This window comes from Hansschlegelia beijingensis, from assembly GCF_014196425.1.
GTDB lineage: Bacteria > Pseudomonadota > Alphaproteobacteria > Rhizobiales > Methylopilaceae > Methylopila > Methylopila beijingensis.
Window position 1 is genome coordinate 904,340 of record NZ_JACIDR010000001.1, and the last position, 15,910, is coordinate 920,249.

A 15,910-nucleotide genomic window follows, 5' to 3' on the forward strand; every position below is an offset into this window, starting at 1 on the left:
TTCCTAGAGCGGCCGCACCTGGTCGAGCAGCGGCGCGACCAGGTCGCGCGCCGTCCGACCGTCCGCGGCGGCCCGCCAGGTCAGCACCAGTCGATGAGCGAGAGTGTCTTCCGCCAGTCCGGCGACGTCGTCCGGCGTGACGTGGTCCCGGCCGTCGAGATAGGCGCGGGCCTTGGACGCTGCGGCGAGCGAGAGCGTGCCCCGCGGCGACACCGGATACTCGATCGCCCGCCTGACCTCCGGCACGGTGTCAGGCTCGCGCGTCGCGGACACGATGCGGACGATATAGTCCTTGATCGCCGGCGCGAGATGGATGTTGGCGACGTCGCGCCGTGCGCGTCGGACCTCGTCGGCCGTCAGGCGGACCCCGAGCGGCTGTTCGTGCCCAATCGCCTCGCGCTCCACCAGATCGAGAATCAGACGTTCCGACGCCGCGTCCGGAAGGTCGACCACGACGTGCAGCAGGAAGCGGTCGAGCTGCGCTTCCGGCAGCGGGAACGTTCCTTCGTGCTCGATCGGGTTCTGGGTGGCCACCACCATGAACGGGTCCGGCAGCGGGTAGGTGTTCGCCCCCGCGGTCACCTGCCGTTCGGCCATCGCCTCGAGCAGCGCCGACTGCACCTTCGGAGGGGCCCGGTTGATCTCGTCCACCAGCACCAGCGAATGGAAGATGGGTCCCTGCAGGAACTCGAAGCGGCCCTGGTCCGGGCGCCAGACGGTGGTTCCCGTCAGATCCGCGGGCATCAGGTCGGGCGTGCACTGGATGCGGGCGAACGAGGCCTCAAGCCCGGAGGACAGACGCTTCACGGCGCGGGTCTTGGCGAGCCCGGGAGCGCCTTCCACGAGGACATGTCCGCCGGTCAGGAGCCCGATCAGAAGCCGCTCGATGAGCCCCGAGACGCCGATCAGGCCGTCCTCCAGTCCGCGCCGGAGGGCGCCGACCCGCTCCCGCAGCGCCGCGTCAGCCGCATCTCCGACGGCCGTGACGGCTTTCTCCTGAATGTTCATGAGGGCCGGGGGCTTCGGCGCGGGGTGCGTCGCCCGAGCGCCGCGCGATGTTGGCCGATCCGCATGATTCTTCGACGCTCCTCACACAGCCTCTTAGGGCCTTATTAGGATCACGCCCGTTCCACGCAGCCGCGTCAATACGGCAGCGCGATTAAAGCCCGCGACATGCAACTTGGCCGTGGCGACGCTGCAGGTCGACAGCGGGCGCCCGGATGATATCTGATGCCTCTCGTGCGGCAGCGCCTTCAAGACGCGAGGTTTTCATGGACATCGGGGTGATCGGTCTTGGCCGCATGGGCGGGAACATCGTCCGCCGCCTGATGGACGGCGGCCACCGCTGCGCCGTGTTCGACGTCAATCCGCAGGCCGTCGCCGACCTCGCGAAGGAGGGCGCCACGCCGGCGGCCTCGATCGAAGAGCTCGTGGCGGCCTTGCCGGCGCCGCGTGCGGTCTGGGTGATGCTGCCGGAGGGCAAGATCACCGGGGACGCGATCGCGACGCTCGGCGAGACGCTCGCCCCGGGCGACGTCGTCATCGACGGCGGCAACTCCTTCTACAAGGACGACATCAGGCGCGCGGCCGAGCTGGCCGAGAAACAGGTGATGTTCGTCGACGCGGGCACGTCGGGCGGCATCTGGGGGCGCGAACGCGGCTACTGCCTGATGATCGGGGGCGACGAGGAGGTCGTGCGGCGGCTCGATCCCATCTTCGCGACTCTCGCGCCGGGCAGGGGTGAGATACCGCCGACGCCGGGGCGCGAGGCGCGGGATCCGAGGGTGGAGCAAGGCTACATGCGCTGCGGGCCGGTCGGCGCCGGCCACTTCGTGAAGATGGTCCACAACGGCATCGAGTACGGCCTGATGCAGGCCTATGCGGAAGGCTTCGACGTCTTGCGGAGCAAAGGCTCCGCCGAGTTGCCCGAGGACCGGCGCTATCAGATCGACGTCGCCGACGTCGCCGAGCTCTGGCGACGCGGCAGCGTGGTGTCTTCGTGGTTGCTCGATCTCACCGCGATCGCGCTGGCCGACGATCCGAAGCTCGATGGCTTCGCGGGTCGCGTCGCGGATTCGGGGGAGGGACGCTGGACCATCGAAGCGGCGATCGAGGAGGCCGTTCCGGTGGACGTGCTGGCGACGGCGCTGTTCGCGCGCTTCCGCTCGCGGGTCGACAACTCGTTCGCCGACCGCATCCTGTCCGCGATGCGCCGCCAGTTCGGAGGCCATGCGGAAGCCCCGGCGGGCGTCGGCGAGACGAAGAAGGTCAGGACGTGACGGCGTCACTCCGCCGGCTGGAGCTCTGAGGGGGCCGTCCTCTTCCGCCGCCTCAGCCGGTCGAGCAGCAGGTAGATCGCCGGCGTCGTGTAGAGCGTCAGGGCCTGTGAGACGATCAGGCCGCCGACGATCGTGATCCCAAGCGGCCGCCGCAGCTCGGAGCCGGGACCTTCGCCGAAGGCGAGGGGAAGGGCGCCGAGGAGCGCCGCGAAAGTCGTCATCAGGATCGGCCGGAAGCGCACGCGGGCGGCCTCCACGATCGAGTCATGCGGAGACAGGCCCATCGTGCGCTCGGCCGTCAGGGCGAAGTCGACCAGCATGATGCCGTTCTTCTTCACCAGCCCGATCAGCAGGATGATGCCGACCAGCGCGATCAGGGTCAGGTCGTAGCCGACGAACTGCAGTGCGAGCAGCGCCCCGAGGCCGGCCGGGGGCAAGGTGGAGAGGATCGTCAGCGGGTGGACGTAGCTCTCATAGAGCACGCCGAGCACCAGATAGATCGCCACCAGCGCAGCCAGGATGGTGAGGGGCTGGCTCGACGCGGACGCCGCGAACTGGGCCGCGTCGCCGGCGAACTCGGCGTTCACTCCGTCGGGCAGCCGCATTTCCGCGACGGCGCGGGACACGGCCTCCATCGCGTCGCCTGCGGACGCGTCCGGCGCCACGTCGTAGGTGATGGTGATCGCGGGATACTGGCCCTGATGGTTCACCGTAAGCGGCGCGACGCGACGCGTCATGGTGGCGACGGTGGAGAGCGGGATCTGTGCCCCCGAGCTCGTGGGCACGTGGATCTTGAGCACGTCCGCCGAGTCGTCCGCCTGGTCCGGCGCAAGCTCGATGACCACCCGGTACTGGTTCCGGCGACCGTAGATCACCGAGATCTGACGCTGCGAGAAGGCGGTGTTCAGCGCCGCGTCTATCGCTTCGATCGAGACGCCCAGCCGGGACGCGGCGTCCCGGTCGATGTCGAGCCGCAGGTCGATGCCGTTCGCCTCGCGATCGGTCGCTACGTCGCGCAGGCCGGGAATTCTGCGGAGCCTCTCCACCACCCGGGGCGCAGTCTCCTGCAGCAGATCGAGGTCGTGGGACCACAGCGTGAACTGGTACTGCGAGCGGCCCTGCCGGCCGCCGGCGCGGATGTCCTGCTGCAGGCTCAGGAACACGCGGAGGCCGGGAATCTCCGAGAGCGGCTTGCGAAGACGCTCGATCACGGCGTTCGCGCCCGGCCGTTCGCCAGACGGCTTCAAGGCGATCTGGATTCGGCCCTGGTTGGAGACGCTGCGGCCCCCGCCGACCGAGGGCGCGACGGACTCCACCGCGGGGTCGGCCGCGATGATGTCGGCCGCCTTCTTCTGAAGCTCCGACATGGCGGCGAAGGAGACGTCGGGCGCCGCCTCGGTGAAGGCGTTCACGATCCCGGTGTCGTCCTGCGGCAGGAAACCCTTGGGCATCGCGATGTAGAGGTGAACGCTCCAGGCGACCGCGCCGAGCATCAGCAACGCCATCAGCCAGGGCGCTTTCATCGCCACGCGGAGACTGCGCGCGTAGCCGTCGGCGAGGCGATCCACGAGTCCGCGTCGCCGCTCGGCCGGCTCGGGCCGCAGCAACTGGCCGCAGATCATCGGCGTCACGGTGAGCGACACCACCGTCGAGACGACGATCGCGAACACCAGCGTCATCGAAAACTCGAAGAACAGCCGGCCTGCGATGCCGCCGAGGAACAGCAGCGGGATGAAGGCCGCGATCAGCGATATCGAGATCGCCAGCACCGTGAAAGCTATCTCCCGCGCTCCCGCGAGCGCCGCCTCGAACGGCGACATGCCCTTCTCGAGATTGCGGTAGGCGTTCTCGATCATGACGATGGCGTCGTCGACGACGAACCCGACCGCGACGGCGAGCGCCATCAGAGACAGGTTGTCGATCGAGAAGCCGAAGACCCACATCCCCGCGAAGGAGCCGGCGAGCGCCAGCGGCACGGTCACGCCGGCCGCGAAGGTCGGCGCGAGACGCTTCAGGAACGCCAGCACCACCAGCATCACGAGGGCGATCGAGAGCAGCAGGGTCTTCTGCATGTCCTCGACGCTCGCGCGGATGGTGGCGGTCCGGTCCACCAGCACCGTCACGTCGATCGCCGCCGGTATCCAGCGCGACAGGTTCGGCAGCAGCGCCTTCACGCCGTCGACGGTCTTGAGCACGTTGGCGTCCGGCTGCTTCGTGACGTTGACCAGGACGGCCGGCTTGCCGTTGAACCAGCCGCCGGTGCGCTCGTTGCGGGTTCCGGCCGCGACGTCGGCGACGTCGCCGAGCCGCACGGTCGCGCCGTTCGAGGTCCGGACGACGATGTCGCGGTAGCGCTCCGGATCCTGACCGAGCTCGCCATCCAGCGCGATCGCCATCTGGCGCTTGTCGTCCGAGAGGGCGCCGACCGGCGCGAGAACGTTGGCGTTGTCGATCGCCGAACGGACATCGTCCAGCGAGAGCCCCATCGCGGCCAGCCGGTCAGGATCGAGCCGGACCCGCACGGCGGGCTGCTCGGCGCCCGCGACGCTCACCTCGCCGACGCCGGCCACCTGGGACAGGCGTTGCACCAGAACGCTGTCGGCCGCGTCGTAGATGCGGCTCGTCGGCAGCGCGTCGGAGGTCAGCGCAAGGACGAGAACCGGGGAGGCCGCCGGATTGATCTTCCGGAACGTCGGAAGGTTCGGCATGTCGGACGGCAGATCGACGGAGGCCTCGTTGAGCGCCGCCTGCACGTCCCTGGCCGCGTCGTCGATGTTGCGGTTGAGGTCGAAGATCACCGCGATCCGGGTCGAGCCGAGAGCCGATGTGGAGGTGAGCTCGCTCACGCCGGCGATCGCGCCGAGCGCCCGCTCGAGAGGCGCCGCGACGGTCGCCGCCATGACGCTCGGGTCGGCGCCGGGACGGCTCGCCTGCACGAAGATCGCCGGGAACTCGACGTTCGGCACGCTCGCGACCGGCAGCCGCGCATAAGCGGCGATGCCGATCAGCATGAGCCCGATCGCCAGGAGCGTGGTCCCCACGGGTCGGCGGATGAAGGGCGCGGAGAGCGACATCTAGCCGACCGTGTCGTGATGATCGGGCCGGACCGCGCGGTTCATTCGGCCGGCTCCACGCGGTGCTGCGCGGGACGCCCGACGACGGCGAGCCGGAGGCGCTCCATGGCCAGATAGACGACAGGCGTGGTGTAGAGGGTCAGCAACTGGCTCAGCAGCAGGCCGCCGATGATGGTGACGCCGAGCGGCGTCCGGAGCTCGGCCCCGGGCCCGGTCGCGAGGGCCAGCGGCAGGGCGCCCAGCAGGGCGGCGAGCGTCGTCATCATGATGGGGCGGAAGCGCAGCGCGGCCGCCTCGACGATCGACTCCTCCGGCGAGAGCCCGCGCTCGCGCTCGGCGTCGAGCGCGAAGTCGATCATCATGATCGCGTTCTTCTTCACGATGCCCATCAGCAGGATCACGCCGATCAGCGCGACGATCGACAGCTCCATCCCGAACAGCTCGAGCGCGATGAGCGCTCCGACGCCGGCTGACGGCAGCGTGGAGAGGATCGTGAGCGGATGGATGAAGCTCTCGTAGAGCACGCCGAGGACGATGTAGATCGCGACCACGGCCGCGAGCACGAGCCATGGCTGGCCCGCGAGAGACTGCGCGAATTCGGCGGCGTCGCCCGAGAAGCTTCCGACGGCGGTCGGGGGCAGCGAGATGTCCGCCTCCGCCTGCTGGATGATCTCCACCGCGTCGCTCAGAGAAGCGTCTCCGGCCAGATCGAAGGAGATCGTGACGGCCGGGAACTGCTCCTCGTTGGTGACGACGAGGTTGGCCGGCTCCACCGCCACCTCCGCGATCGCCGAGAGCGGCACCGGCTGCCCGCCCGAGGACGACACATAGAGGCTCTTGAGCGCGTCGGGGTCCTTGGCCTGGCCGGGCGTCGCCTCGAGCACCACGCGGTACTGGTTCGCCTGCCCGTAGATCGTCGAGATCTGGCGCTGGCCGTAGGCGTCGTAGAGCGCGTCGGCGATCGACTGCATCGTCACCCCGAGCCTTCCGGCCGAGGTGCGATCGACGGTCACGCGCGCCTGAAGTCCGCCGGGCCGCGCGTCCGAGCCGACATTGCGCAGTTTCGGCGAGGCCTGGAGCCTTTCGACGAGCAGCGCGGCGGAGCGGGCGAGCTCCGCGGCGTCCTGATCGGTCAGCGTGTACTGGTAGCGCGCGCGCGACGACCGGGTGGAGACCTGCAGGTCCTGCACGGACTGGAAGACCACCGAGAGTCCGGGGATCGTGGCGGCCGCCCGCTCCAGCCGCGCGATCACCTCGGGCGCCGGATCGTCCCGCGCGGCGTGCGGCTTCAGCACGATCGAGAGTCTGCCGGCGTTGGGCGTCGCGGTCTGATCGCTGACGCCCAGCACCGACACGACGTTCTGGACCGCCGGGTCCTTCCGGACGAGCGCCACCAGCTCCGCGTCGCGCCGCTGCAGTTCAGGGAAGGAGACGTCCTGCTCCGCCTCGATGGTGGCGGTGATCAGGCCCGAATCCTCCTCGGGCAGAAAGCCTTTCGGCGCGATCACGTAGAGCCACGCGGTCGCCGCGAGGGTCGCAAGCGTCAGCAGCAGCATCAGCGTCTGGTGGCGGATCACCACCCGGAGCGACTTCCGGTAGCCCTCGATGAAGCGCGTGGTGGCGCGTTCGGCCGCCGCGCCCAGGCGCGACTTCGACGCCTTCGGCGCGCGCAGCAGCCGCCCGCACATCATCGGCGTCAGGGTGAGCGAGATCACCATGGAGACGATGACGGCGATCGTCAGCGTCGCCGCGAACTCCCGGAACACGCGCCCGATAAGGCCGCTCATGAACAGCAGAGGGATGAACACCGCGACGAGGGACGCCGTCAGCGAGACGATCGTGAAGCCGATCTCGCGGGCGCCGTCATAAGCCGCCTTGAGCGGCGGAGAACCCTCTTCGATGTGGCGCGACACGTTCTCGATCATGACGATCGCGTCGTCGACGATGAAGCCTGCGCCGACCACCAGCGCCATCAGGGAGAGGTTGTCGACGCTGTAGCCGAAGGCCCACATCACCGCGAAGGTCGCGATCAGGGACAGGGGCAGGGCGACGCCGGCGATCAGCGTCGCCCGGAACGTCCGCAGGAACAGCAGGACGACCAGCACCACCAGGCCGACGGAGAGCGCCAGCGTGAACTGAACCTCGTGCAGCGAGGCCTTGATGGCGTCCGTGCGGTCGTCGACCACCGCCAGCCGCACGCCGGCCGGCATCGCCCGCTGGATCTCCGGTAGCTGGCGCCGAAGGGCGTCGACGGTCGCGACCGTGTTGGCGCCGGGCTGGCGCAGCACGTCGATGACGATCGCCGGCCGCCCCTGGAAGCTCGCGGCGACCTGATTGTCCTCGAGCCCGTCGACCACGTCCGCCACGTCGCGCAGCTTGACCGGCACGCCGTTGCTGATCGCGACCACGACGTCCGAATAGGCTTGCGCCGTGTTGATCTGGTCGTTCGCCGAGATCGTGAAGGACTGTCGCTGGCCGTCGATCGAGCCCTTCGGACCGGCCACGCTGGCGCCCGCGATCGCGGTCCGCAGCGTCTCGAGGCTCAACCCGTAGGCGGCGAGGCGACGGACGTCGGCCTGCACGCGTACCGCAGGCTTCACGCCGCCGCCGACGCTGACCCGGCCCACCCCCGCAACCTCCGCAAGGCGCTGCGCGACCAGCGTGTCGGCGAGATCCGAGACATCGCGGATCGGCATCGTGTCGGAGGTCAGGGCGACGGTGAGCACCGGCGTGTTCGCCGGGTTCACCTTCGAGAACACCGGCGGGTAGGGGAGGTTCTTCGGAAGCGTCGAGTTGGCGGCGTTGATCGCGGCCTGCACGTCCTGCGCGGCGCCGTCGACATCGCGGTCGAGATCGAAGCGCAACGTGATCCGGCTGAGCCCGAAGGAACTCGTGGAGGTCATCGCGTCGAGCGACGGAATCTGGCCGAGCTGGCGTTCGAGCGGCGCCGTGACCAGCGAGGCCATGGTCTGCGGATTTGCGCCCGGCAGCCGGGTGGTCACCTGGATCGTCGGGAAGTCGACCTGCGGCAGCGACGAGACGGGCAGCTGCAGGTAACCGAGCACGCCGGCGAGCAGCGCCGCGAAGGCGAGCAAGGTCGTCGCTACGGGGCGCGCGATGAAGGGAGCGGATATGTTCATCGCGCCGTCACTTCCCCGGCGCGGCGTCGCCCTCGGCGCGGCGGTCCGGCGCTCCGTCACGACGTGGGCCCGCGGGACGTGAGTCGGAGGACCGCGCGTCGTCCGGCTGGGCGCCGTCGGAGCTTCCGAGCTCGACCTTCTGGCCGTCTCTGAGACGCGTGAAGCCGGTCGTGATCACCTTGTCGCCCGCCTCCAGCCCGGAGGCGATCACGGCGAGTTCCGCGTCCTGGCGGGTGACGCCGACCGCGCGCTGCGCCACCGTGCCGTCATCCTGCACCACATAGACGAAGGGCCCGTCGGGCCCCTGCTGAACGGCGGCTCCCGGAACGGTCACGACATCGCGGAGCGTGTCGACGGCGATCCTGACATTGGTGAACTGGCCGGGCCACAGCGAGAGCTCGGCGTTCGGGAACGTGGCCTTGAGCTTCACCGTCCCGGTCGCCTGGTCGACCTGGTTGTCGATGACGTCGAGCGTCCCGCGATCCAGAGTCCTCTCCCCGTCGGCCGCCAGGGCTTCGACCGTGACGGGCCCGCGGGCCATCGCCTTGTTCACCGCTGCGATGTTCTGCTGGGGCAGCGTGAACAGAGCGGCGATCGGCTGAAGCTGCGTGATCGTCACGATCCCGGTCGCGTCGCCCACCGTGACGTAGTTGCCCTGGTCGACGCCGCGCACGCCGGTTCGCCCGCTGATCGGAGCGCGGACGATCGTGCGGTCGAGGGTCGTCTTCGCCTGTTCGATCAGGGCTCCGTAGTAGCGGACCTGAGCCTCGAGCTGGTTGACGGTGGCCTTCTGCGTCTCGGCCTGCTGCTGCGAGCCGTAGTCGTTCCTGGCGAGCCGCTGATAGCGCTCGAGGTCGGTCCGGGCGTTGGCGAGCTGCGCCTCGAACTGCGCCTTCTGGGCGACGGCCTGGTCGTACTGCGCCTGATAGGTGGCGGGGTCGATGCGAGCGAGGACGTCGCCGGCCTTGACGTCCTGGCCCTCGCGGAAGGCGACCTCGACGAGCGTCCCTTCGACCTGGGGCTTCACCGTCACCGTGTTGAGCGCCTGGAACGTCCCGACGCCCTCCAGGAAGACCGGCACGTCCTGGCGCACCGCAGCGGACGCGATGACCGGGACGGGCTGATCCGACATCCCGCCTCTGCGGCCGGCGCGGCGGGGCTGCTCGCGTTGCGACGGCGCTCCTTCGTTGGAGGCGGACAGGAAGGACGGCGGCCAGAACGGCGGCGGCCAGAAGCGCCACGCGGCGACCCCCGCAGCGACCACGAGGAGCAGGATGATCAGCCGTTTCATTTCATCAGCGCCGTTTCGGGCAGCGGAGCGCCCCCCGGCCGTCGTCCGGACGCCGCCCATCCTCCGCCAAGCGCCTGGAACATCTGGACGATCGCCTGGTAGCGGGCGAGCCGCGCCTCGGCGAGGTTCTGCTGGGCCGAGAACAAGGTCTGCTGCGTGTTGAGCACCGTGACGATGTCGACGGTGCCTTCCCGCATCTGCACCTGCGCGATGTCGTAGGCTTCGCGAGCGCTCTTCACGGCCGCCTCCTGCAGCCTCTGCTGCTCGGCGCTCTTCCGCATCGTGATTAGAGCGTTCTCCACGTCGACGAACGCCTGGATCGCGGCCTTGCGGTAGGCGTAGAGGTTCTCCCGGTACTGTCCTTTCGCGAGGTCCAAATCGCCCGGCAGGGTGGGGTCCAGGAGCGGCTGGGTCAGCCCGGCGGCGAGCGAATAGAACGCGGATTGCGAGCTGAACAGGCTGCGGAGCGCGGCGCTCTCGAAGCCGCCCTGAGCGGTGAGGTCGATCGACGGCAGAAAGGCCGCCCGCGCGGCGGTGACGTTCGCGTCGGTCGCGGCCAGGTTCGCCTCGGCCTCACGGACGTCGGGGCGCCGCAACAGGAGCTCGGAGGGAAGCCCCGGCGCGACGCGCGGCGATTTCAGGCTGGCCAGCCGGCCGCCCTTGACCGGCAGCAGAACCGGCGGTCGGCCGAGCAGCAGCGCGAGCGCCGTCTGGTTGGTCCGGATCTCCTGCTCGATCGGCGGAATCGTGGCGCGCTGCTGGTCCAGCACCGCGCGCTGCTGCGCCCGATCGAGCGCGTTGGCGGTGCCGACATCCAGCCGTCCCTGGATGGCGTCCAGTATGGTTTGCGCGCTTTTCACGTTGCCATGGGCGATTGCGAGCCGCTCTTGCGCCGACATGAGCGCGAAATAGGTATTCGCGACGCTCGCCACCACACCCAGCGCGACGACCTCCTCGGCATAGCGGGCGGAGAGCGCCGAAGCCTGGGCGGAGCGCAGCGTCGCGCGGTTCTTGCCCCAGAAGTCGAGTTCGTAGCTCGCCGAAAGCGCCGCCTGGAAGCCGCCCACGACCGGCGTTCCGGGGGACTTCTGTGCGGTGGCGTCGCCGGATCCCTGGATCAGCGGAATGAGCGCTGCGCCATTGATGCGCACCTGCGCGTCGGCCTGCTCGATCCGCGCCTTGGCGGCGCCGATGTCCTGATTGGAGCGCTCCGCCTCCGCGATCAGCGTCGACAGTTCGCTCGAGCCGAACGCGCGCCACCAGTCTCTCTGCGGCCACACCGGCTGACTGGCCCGGGCGTCCTCCCACCGGCTCGGCGAGCTGACGCCAAGCGAAGGACGCGCCCAGCCGTTCGCGCAGGCGCTGAGGCCGAGCGATGCGGCGACCACGACCGCGACACGCGATCCAGTTTTTAGCCCCCGCAAACTCTTCGCCTCGTGGTGAACGCGCAATTACTGAAAGTGACATGGTCGACCTCCCTGCGCCGTTGCCGGGAAGCGACATCGCGGGGCGACTTTCCTGCCTTGTACGCAGCTGAAGCCGGGTCCCTTCGCGAGGTTCCTGCGCTCAAGGCGAAAGCGTGCGCAGGAACGGGACCGTGACCATGGTCACGCCGGCGCCGGCGCCGCCGAGATGGCGCGCGGGACGTCCCGGGTCGCCCAGCGTGTCGAACACCGCCGCCGCGCCCGAGAAATCCTGATCGTCGGTGTAGAAGCTGGGCGTCACCACGCTGCGCAGGCCCGCCGCCGTGGCCGCGCGCAGCCCATAGACCGTGTCCTCGAACGCGATCGCGCGGGAGGGATCGACGCCCAGCAGGCGCACCGCGAGTTCGAAGACGTCAGGCGCGGGCTTCTTGGTCGCGACCTCGTCGCCGGCCGCCACCGCCTCGAAAATGCGCCGTGCGTCGGGCCCGAGAGTCGCCGCCAGCAGGGCCTCCACGTTCGCGAGGCTCGTGGTCGTGGCGATGGCGAGCCTCAGACCTTCGGCGCGGGCCTCGCGAATAAGCCGCTCCACCCCCGGGCGCAGCCTGACGTCGCCCGCCGCCACGAGGGCGGCGTAGCGCTCGTTCTTGGCGGCGTGGAGCTTCGGCAGCGCCGCGAGCGCAGCCTCGGCCTTCGCCGGCCGGTCATGTTCGATGAAGTGGCGCAGCCGCTCCTTGCCGCCCATGATCCGAAGCAGGCGCCGGTAGGTCGGCTGGTCCCAGCTCCACGGAAGGTCGAAATCGGCGAAGGTGGCGTTGAGCGCCTGTCGGTGCGTCTCTTCGGTCTCGGCGAGCGTGCCGTCGACGTCGAAGATCAACGCCTCGAGCGGCATCAGGCGGCCCGGTTGGCGAACGCCGTCTCGGCCGCGGCCCGGATCGCCGCGATGTTGCTGCGGTAGGCCTCCGGTCCGTCCTTGAACACCGCGTTGCCGGCGACGAAGACGTCGGCTCCGGCGGCCGCGCAGAGCGGGGCCGTCTCGGGCGTGACGCCGCCGTCGATCTCGATCGAGATCGGGCGCTCACCGATCATCCGGCGCAGCCTGCGCACCTTCTCGATCTGCTCCGGGATGAAGGCCTGGCCGCCGAAGCCCGGGTTCACGGTCATCACGATGATCAGGTCGATCTTGTCGAGCACGTACTCCACGGCGCTCTCCGGGGTCGACGGGTTCAGCGCCACCCCGGCCTTCTTCCCGAGCGACCGGATGATCTGCAGCGATCGGTCGAGATGCGGGCCGGCCTCGGCGTGCACCGTCAGCCGGTCGCAGCCCGCCTTGGCGAAGGCCTCGAGATAGTTGTCGGCGGGCGCGATCATCAGGTGGCAGTCGAACAGCGCGTTGGTCCAGCGGCGAAGCCGCTTCACGACCTCGGGGCCGAAGGTGATGTTCGGCACGAAGTGGCCGTCCATCACGTCGAGATGGACCCAGTCGGCGCCTGCGGCGACGACGTCCCGGGTCTCCTCGCCGAGGCGCGAGAAATCCGCTGAGAGAATGGACGGAGCGATGATGACGGACATGGCGCCTCGCCGGTTGCTGCAGTGCGGCACGCTGTTAAACCGATTGGGCATGCCAGTACAGGGGCGCGGCCAGCCTTAGCCGGCGCGCCGCTTGCGCTCCACGAGCTGCATGATCATCGGCGTGAGGATCAGCTGCATCGCGAGATCGAGCTTCCCGCCTGGGATGACGATCGAGTTCGCGCGGGACATGAAGCTCTGCGGGAGCATCGAGAGCAGATAAGGGAAATCTATCCCGCGCGGATCGCGGAAGCGGATCACGACCATCGACTCGTCCGCCGTCGGGATCGAGCGCGCGATGAAGGGGTTGGAGGTGTCGACGGTCGGTATGCGCTGGAAGTTGATGTCGGTGCGGGTGAACTGCGGGCAGATGTAGCGGACGTAGTCCGGCATCCGGCGCAGGATCGTCTGGGTGACGTCCTCCGTCGAGTAGCCGCGGTCATTGCGGTCGCGGTGGATCTTCTGGATCCACTCGAGATTGATGACCGGAACCACTCCGATCTTCAGGTCGGCGTATCGGGCGATGTCGACGCCGTCGCCGACGATCGCGCCGTGCAGCCCTTCGTAGAACATCAGGTCGGTCGGCTGCGGCAGGTCGGTCCAGTCGGTGAACGTCCCCATCGGCAGCCCGAGCCGTTGGGCGGCTTCGAGGTCATGGACGTATCGGCGCGTGCGCCCGGCGCCGCTCGAGCCGTAGGACGCGAACACCTCCTCGAGCTCCTCGAGCATGTTCGCGTCATGGCCGAAGTGGCTGAAGTGGTGGTTGCCGCGCGCCTCCTCCTCCATGGCCTTCTGGCGCATGCCGTCGCGGTCGTAGCGATGGAAGGCGTCGCCGTCGACGAACGCCGCCACGATTCGCTCGCGGCGGAAAATCTGCTCGAAGGTGTCTCGGACCGAAGTGGTGCCGGAGCCGGAGGAGCCTGTGACGGAGATGATCGGGTGACGGATCGACATGCCGCGGCGGATCAGGAGAGGAACAGTCCGCGCTTCGCGAAGAGCGGCGACGACTGCCGGGCCTCGTCGCCGTAGTACCGGCCGATGCGCTCGACCTCTTCGGCCGATCCGGCGACCAGCGGCGCGCGCGCGTGCAGCCTGGAAGGCACGATATCGAGGATGCGCGTCTTGCCGTCGGTCGCCGCGCCGCCGGCCTGCTCGCACACCATCGCGATAGGGTTGCACTCGTAGACGAGCCGGAGGCGGCCGGAGCCGTACCCCTCGCGCGCGTCGCCCGGATAGAGATAGACGCCGCCGCGCACCAGGATCCGGAACACGTCCGCGACCAGCGAGCCGACCCACCGCGTGTTGAAGTTCTTCTCGCGCGGCCCGTCCGCGCCGGCGAGGCAGTCCGCGATGTAGGCGCGCATCGGCTCCGCCCAGTGCCGGGCGTTCGACGCGTTGATGGCGTATTCCTTGGTCGTCTTCGGGATCTGCACGTCCGCGCTGGTGCGCACGAAAGGCCCGCCGACGCCGTCCATCATGAAGATGTGCGTTCCGGTTCCGACCGTCAGCACCAGTGCGGTCGCCGGGCCGTAGACGATGAAGCCGGCGGCGAGCTGGCGCGAGCCGGGCTGCAGGAACGTCTCCTCTCCGGCCTCGGGGAGGATTCCGAAGAGCGTTCCGATCGAGACGTTGGTCTCGATGTTGGAGGAGCCGTCCAGCGGGTCCGCCGCGACCGCCACCGGGGCCGCCGGGTCGAGGACGATCACGTCCTCGGCCTCTTCCGAGCCGAGCCGCGAGACCGGCGCCCCCCGCAGCGCCTCGACCAGGATGTCGTGCGTCCTGACGTCGAGCGCCTTCTGGGTGTCGCCTCCGGCGTTCTCGCCGACCGCGGAGCCCATGGCCTCTTCGAGCGCGCCGCGGGCCACCAGCGCCGCGATCGTGCGGCCGGCGTCGCACACGGCCCGCACCGTAGCGGCGGTCGCGCCGCGCACGGCGTCGCCGGCGCTCCACTGATCGAGAAAGGCGTCGAGGGTCATATGCTCGGCCACGGGAATCTCCTCACGCGTCAGACGCGTCATGCACTTCGGTTGTCTGCCGGCGCTGGGGCCGCCTGCATGCGGTTGGGGGCCAGCGCCCGTCTATCGACGTTGATCAGAAAAGCCACATAAACTAAACGCCAATTTCAGCATGTCTGAAGACCTTGTCCGTTCGCTCACACTGAAGCAACTGCGTGCCCTCTCGGCGGTCGCCGAAACAGGGGCGGTGAGCGCGGCTGCGCGGCGGCTGAACGTCACGCCTCCGGCCGTCACCATGCAAGTCCAACTGCTGGAGGCCGCAGTCGGCCTTCCCCTGATCGACCGGACGGGCGAACGGTTCCGTCCGACCGACGCCGGCCGCGAGCTGGTCGAGGCGGCGGCGCGCATCGAGATCGCGCTGCGGGAATGCGTCGGCGCGCTCGAGGCGATGAAGGGGCTGGAGGGCGGCCGTGTTTCCGTCGCGATCGTCTCCACCGCAAAATATTTCGCCCCCATGGCGCTCGGCGCCTTCGCGCGCGCCCATCCGGGCATCGACCTCAGCCTGTCGGTCGGCAACCGCGCCGAAGTCATCGGGCTGCTCCGCTCCGACCAGGTGGACGTCGCCATCATGGGACGCCCGCCCGAGGATCTGGACAACGTGGCCGCGATCATCGGCGAACATCCCCAGATCATCATCGCCGCGCCGGACCATGAACTCGCTTCCCGCCGGGACATAGCTCCCTCGGAGCTCAGCGGCCAGACGTTCCTGATGCGCGAGCGCGGGTCCGGGACCCGGCTGGTGATGGAGCGGCTGTTCGAACAGGAGGGAGTGACGCCGAAGATCGGCATGGAGATCGGTTCGAACGAAACGATCAAGCAGGCGGTGATCGGCGGCCTGGGCCTGGCCTTCATCTCGGCGCACACCGTCGCGGCCGAGATCGCGGATGGGCGGCTGGTCCAGCTCGACGTGGCCGGGCTTCCGATTCTGCGCCGGTGGCACGTCGTGCGGCGGGCCGGGCGGAGGCTCACTCCGCCTGCGGCCGCGATGGCCGCCTTCCTGAGCGAGCGGGGCGCCGAGTTCCTGCCGCAGATTTCCTCCACCGACGGAACGATCCCTGCCGCCTCAACGTCTTGAGTGGCGGCCAGCGGACGTCCTGCAGCGCGGCCGTCCAGGGCGGCAG

At 69.4% G+C, this 15,910-nt stretch carries 11 protein-coding genes; 2 read left to right on the forward strand and 9 right to left on the reverse strand.

What is annotated here, in order from left to right; genetic code table 11:
• Positions 1-3: 3 nt before the first annotated feature.
• A complete protein-coding gene (locus GGR24_RS04250) occupies positions 4-1,008 on the reverse strand; it encodes an AAA family ATPase (protein ID WP_183394006.1) in 1,005 nt (334 codons plus the stop codon).
• A gap of 263 nt (positions 1,009-1,271) precedes the next feature.
• On the opposite strand from GGR24_RS04250, the gene gnd reads away from it, so the two are divergent.
• Positions 1,272-2,279, forward strand: coding sequence for a phosphogluconate dehydrogenase (NAD(+)-dependent, decarboxylating) (gene gnd, locus GGR24_RS04255; RefSeq protein WP_183394007.1), 1,008 nt, complete (start codon positions 1,272-1,274; stop codon positions 2,277-2,279).
• 5 nt (positions 2,280-2,284) lie between these two features.
• Here the strand turns inward: gnd and GGR24_RS04260 are convergent, their stop codons facing one another.
• The 8 genes from GGR24_RS04260 to GGR24_RS04295 all read right to left on the reverse strand — a co-directional run bounded on the left by GGR24_RS04260 (position 2,285) and on the right by GGR24_RS04295 (position 14,762).
• Complete coding sequence (locus tag GGR24_RS04260; protein WP_183394008.1) at positions 2,285-5,353, reverse strand: efflux RND transporter permease subunit; 3,069 nt, start codon at positions 5,351-5,353, stop codon at positions 2,285-2,287.
• Positions 5,354-5,394: 41 nt separating this feature from the next.
• Positions 5,395-8,493, reverse strand: coding sequence for an efflux RND transporter permease subunit (locus GGR24_RS04265; RefSeq protein WP_183394009.1), 3,099 nt, complete (start codon positions 8,491-8,493; stop codon positions 5,395-5,397).
• 7 nt (positions 8,494-8,500) lie between these two features.
• Positions 8,501-9,784, reverse strand: a complete 1,284-nt coding sequence (locus tag GGR24_RS04270) for an efflux RND transporter periplasmic adaptor subunit (protein ID WP_183394010.1) — start codon at positions 9,782-9,784, stop codon at positions 8,501-8,503.
• A complete protein-coding gene (locus tag GGR24_RS04275) occupies positions 9,781-11,172 on the reverse strand; it encodes an efflux transporter outer membrane subunit (RefSeq protein WP_183394011.1) in 1,392 nt (463 codons plus the stop codon). Before GGR24_RS04275 ends, GGR24_RS04270 begins: the two co-directional genes overlap by 4 nt.
• 178 nt (positions 11,173-11,350) lie before the next feature.
• Positions 11,351-12,097, reverse strand: coding sequence for an HAD-IA family hydrolase (locus GGR24_RS04280; protein WP_183394012.1), 747 nt, complete (start codon positions 12,095-12,097; stop codon positions 11,351-11,353).
• Positions 12,097-12,777: a ribulose-phosphate 3-epimerase gene (gene rpe / locus GGR24_RS04285; RefSeq protein ID WP_183394013.1), complete on the reverse strand. Its 681-nt coding sequence runs from the start codon at positions 12,775-12,777 to the stop codon at positions 12,097-12,099. The genes GGR24_RS04280 and rpe overlap by 1 nt, the downstream gene beginning before the upstream one ends.
• A 75-nt stretch (positions 12,778-12,852) precedes the next feature.
• Positions 12,853-13,728, reverse strand: coding sequence for a phosphoribulokinase (locus GGR24_RS04290; RefSeq protein ID WP_183394014.1), 876 nt, complete (start codon positions 13,726-13,728; stop codon positions 12,853-12,855).
• Positions 13,729-13,739: 11 nt separating this feature from the next.
• On the reverse strand, positions 13,740-14,762 hold the full coding sequence (locus tag GGR24_RS04295; RefSeq protein WP_343066188.1) for a class 1 fructose-bisphosphatase: 1,023 nt from the start codon (positions 14,760-14,762) through the stop codon (positions 13,740-13,742).
• A gap of 139 nt (positions 14,763-14,901) precedes the next feature.
• Between GGR24_RS04295 and GGR24_RS04300 the strand changes: the two genes are divergently transcribed.
• Positions 14,902-15,864 (forward strand): LysR family transcriptional regulator, encoded by a 963-nt coding sequence (locus GGR24_RS04300; protein WP_183394015.1) that lies wholly within the window; start codon positions 14,902-14,904, stop codon positions 15,862-15,864.
• Positions 15,865-15,910 lie beyond the last annotated feature (46 nt).

Coding starts and splice junctions, on each gene's coding strand:
- GGR24_RS04250 (WP_183394006.1), bottom strand. CDS start 1,008: ATGAACATTCAGGAGAAAGCCGTCACGGCCGTCGGAGATGCGGCTGAC.
- gnd (WP_183394007.1), top strand. CDS start 1,272: ATGGACATCGGGGTGATCGGTCTTGGCCGCATGGGCGGGAACATCGTC.
- GGR24_RS04260 (WP_183394008.1), bottom strand. CDS start 5,353: ATGTCGCTCTCCGCGCCCTTCATCCGCCGACCCGTGGGGACCACGCTC.
- GGR24_RS04265 (WP_183394009.1), bottom strand. CDS start 8,493: ATGAACATATCCGCTCCCTTCATCGCGCGCCCCGTAGCGACGACCTTG.
- GGR24_RS04270 (WP_183394010.1), bottom strand. CDS start 9,784: ATGAAACGGCTGATCATCCTGCTCCTCGTGGTCGCTGCGGGGGTCGCC.
- GGR24_RS04280 (WP_183394012.1), bottom strand. CDS start 12,097: ATGCCGCTCGAGGCGTTGATCTTCGACGTCGACGGCACGCTCGCCGAG.
- rpe (WP_183394013.1), bottom strand. CDS start 12,777: ATGTCCGTCATCATCGCTCCGTCCATTCTCTCAGCGGATTTCTCGCGC.
- GGR24_RS04290 (WP_183394014.1), bottom strand. CDS start 13,728: ATGTCGATCCGTCACCCGATCATCTCCGTCACAGGCTCCTCCGGCTCC.
- GGR24_RS04300 (WP_183394015.1), top strand. CDS start 14,902: ATGTCTGAAGACCTTGTCCGTTCGCTCACACTGAAGCAACTGCGTGCC.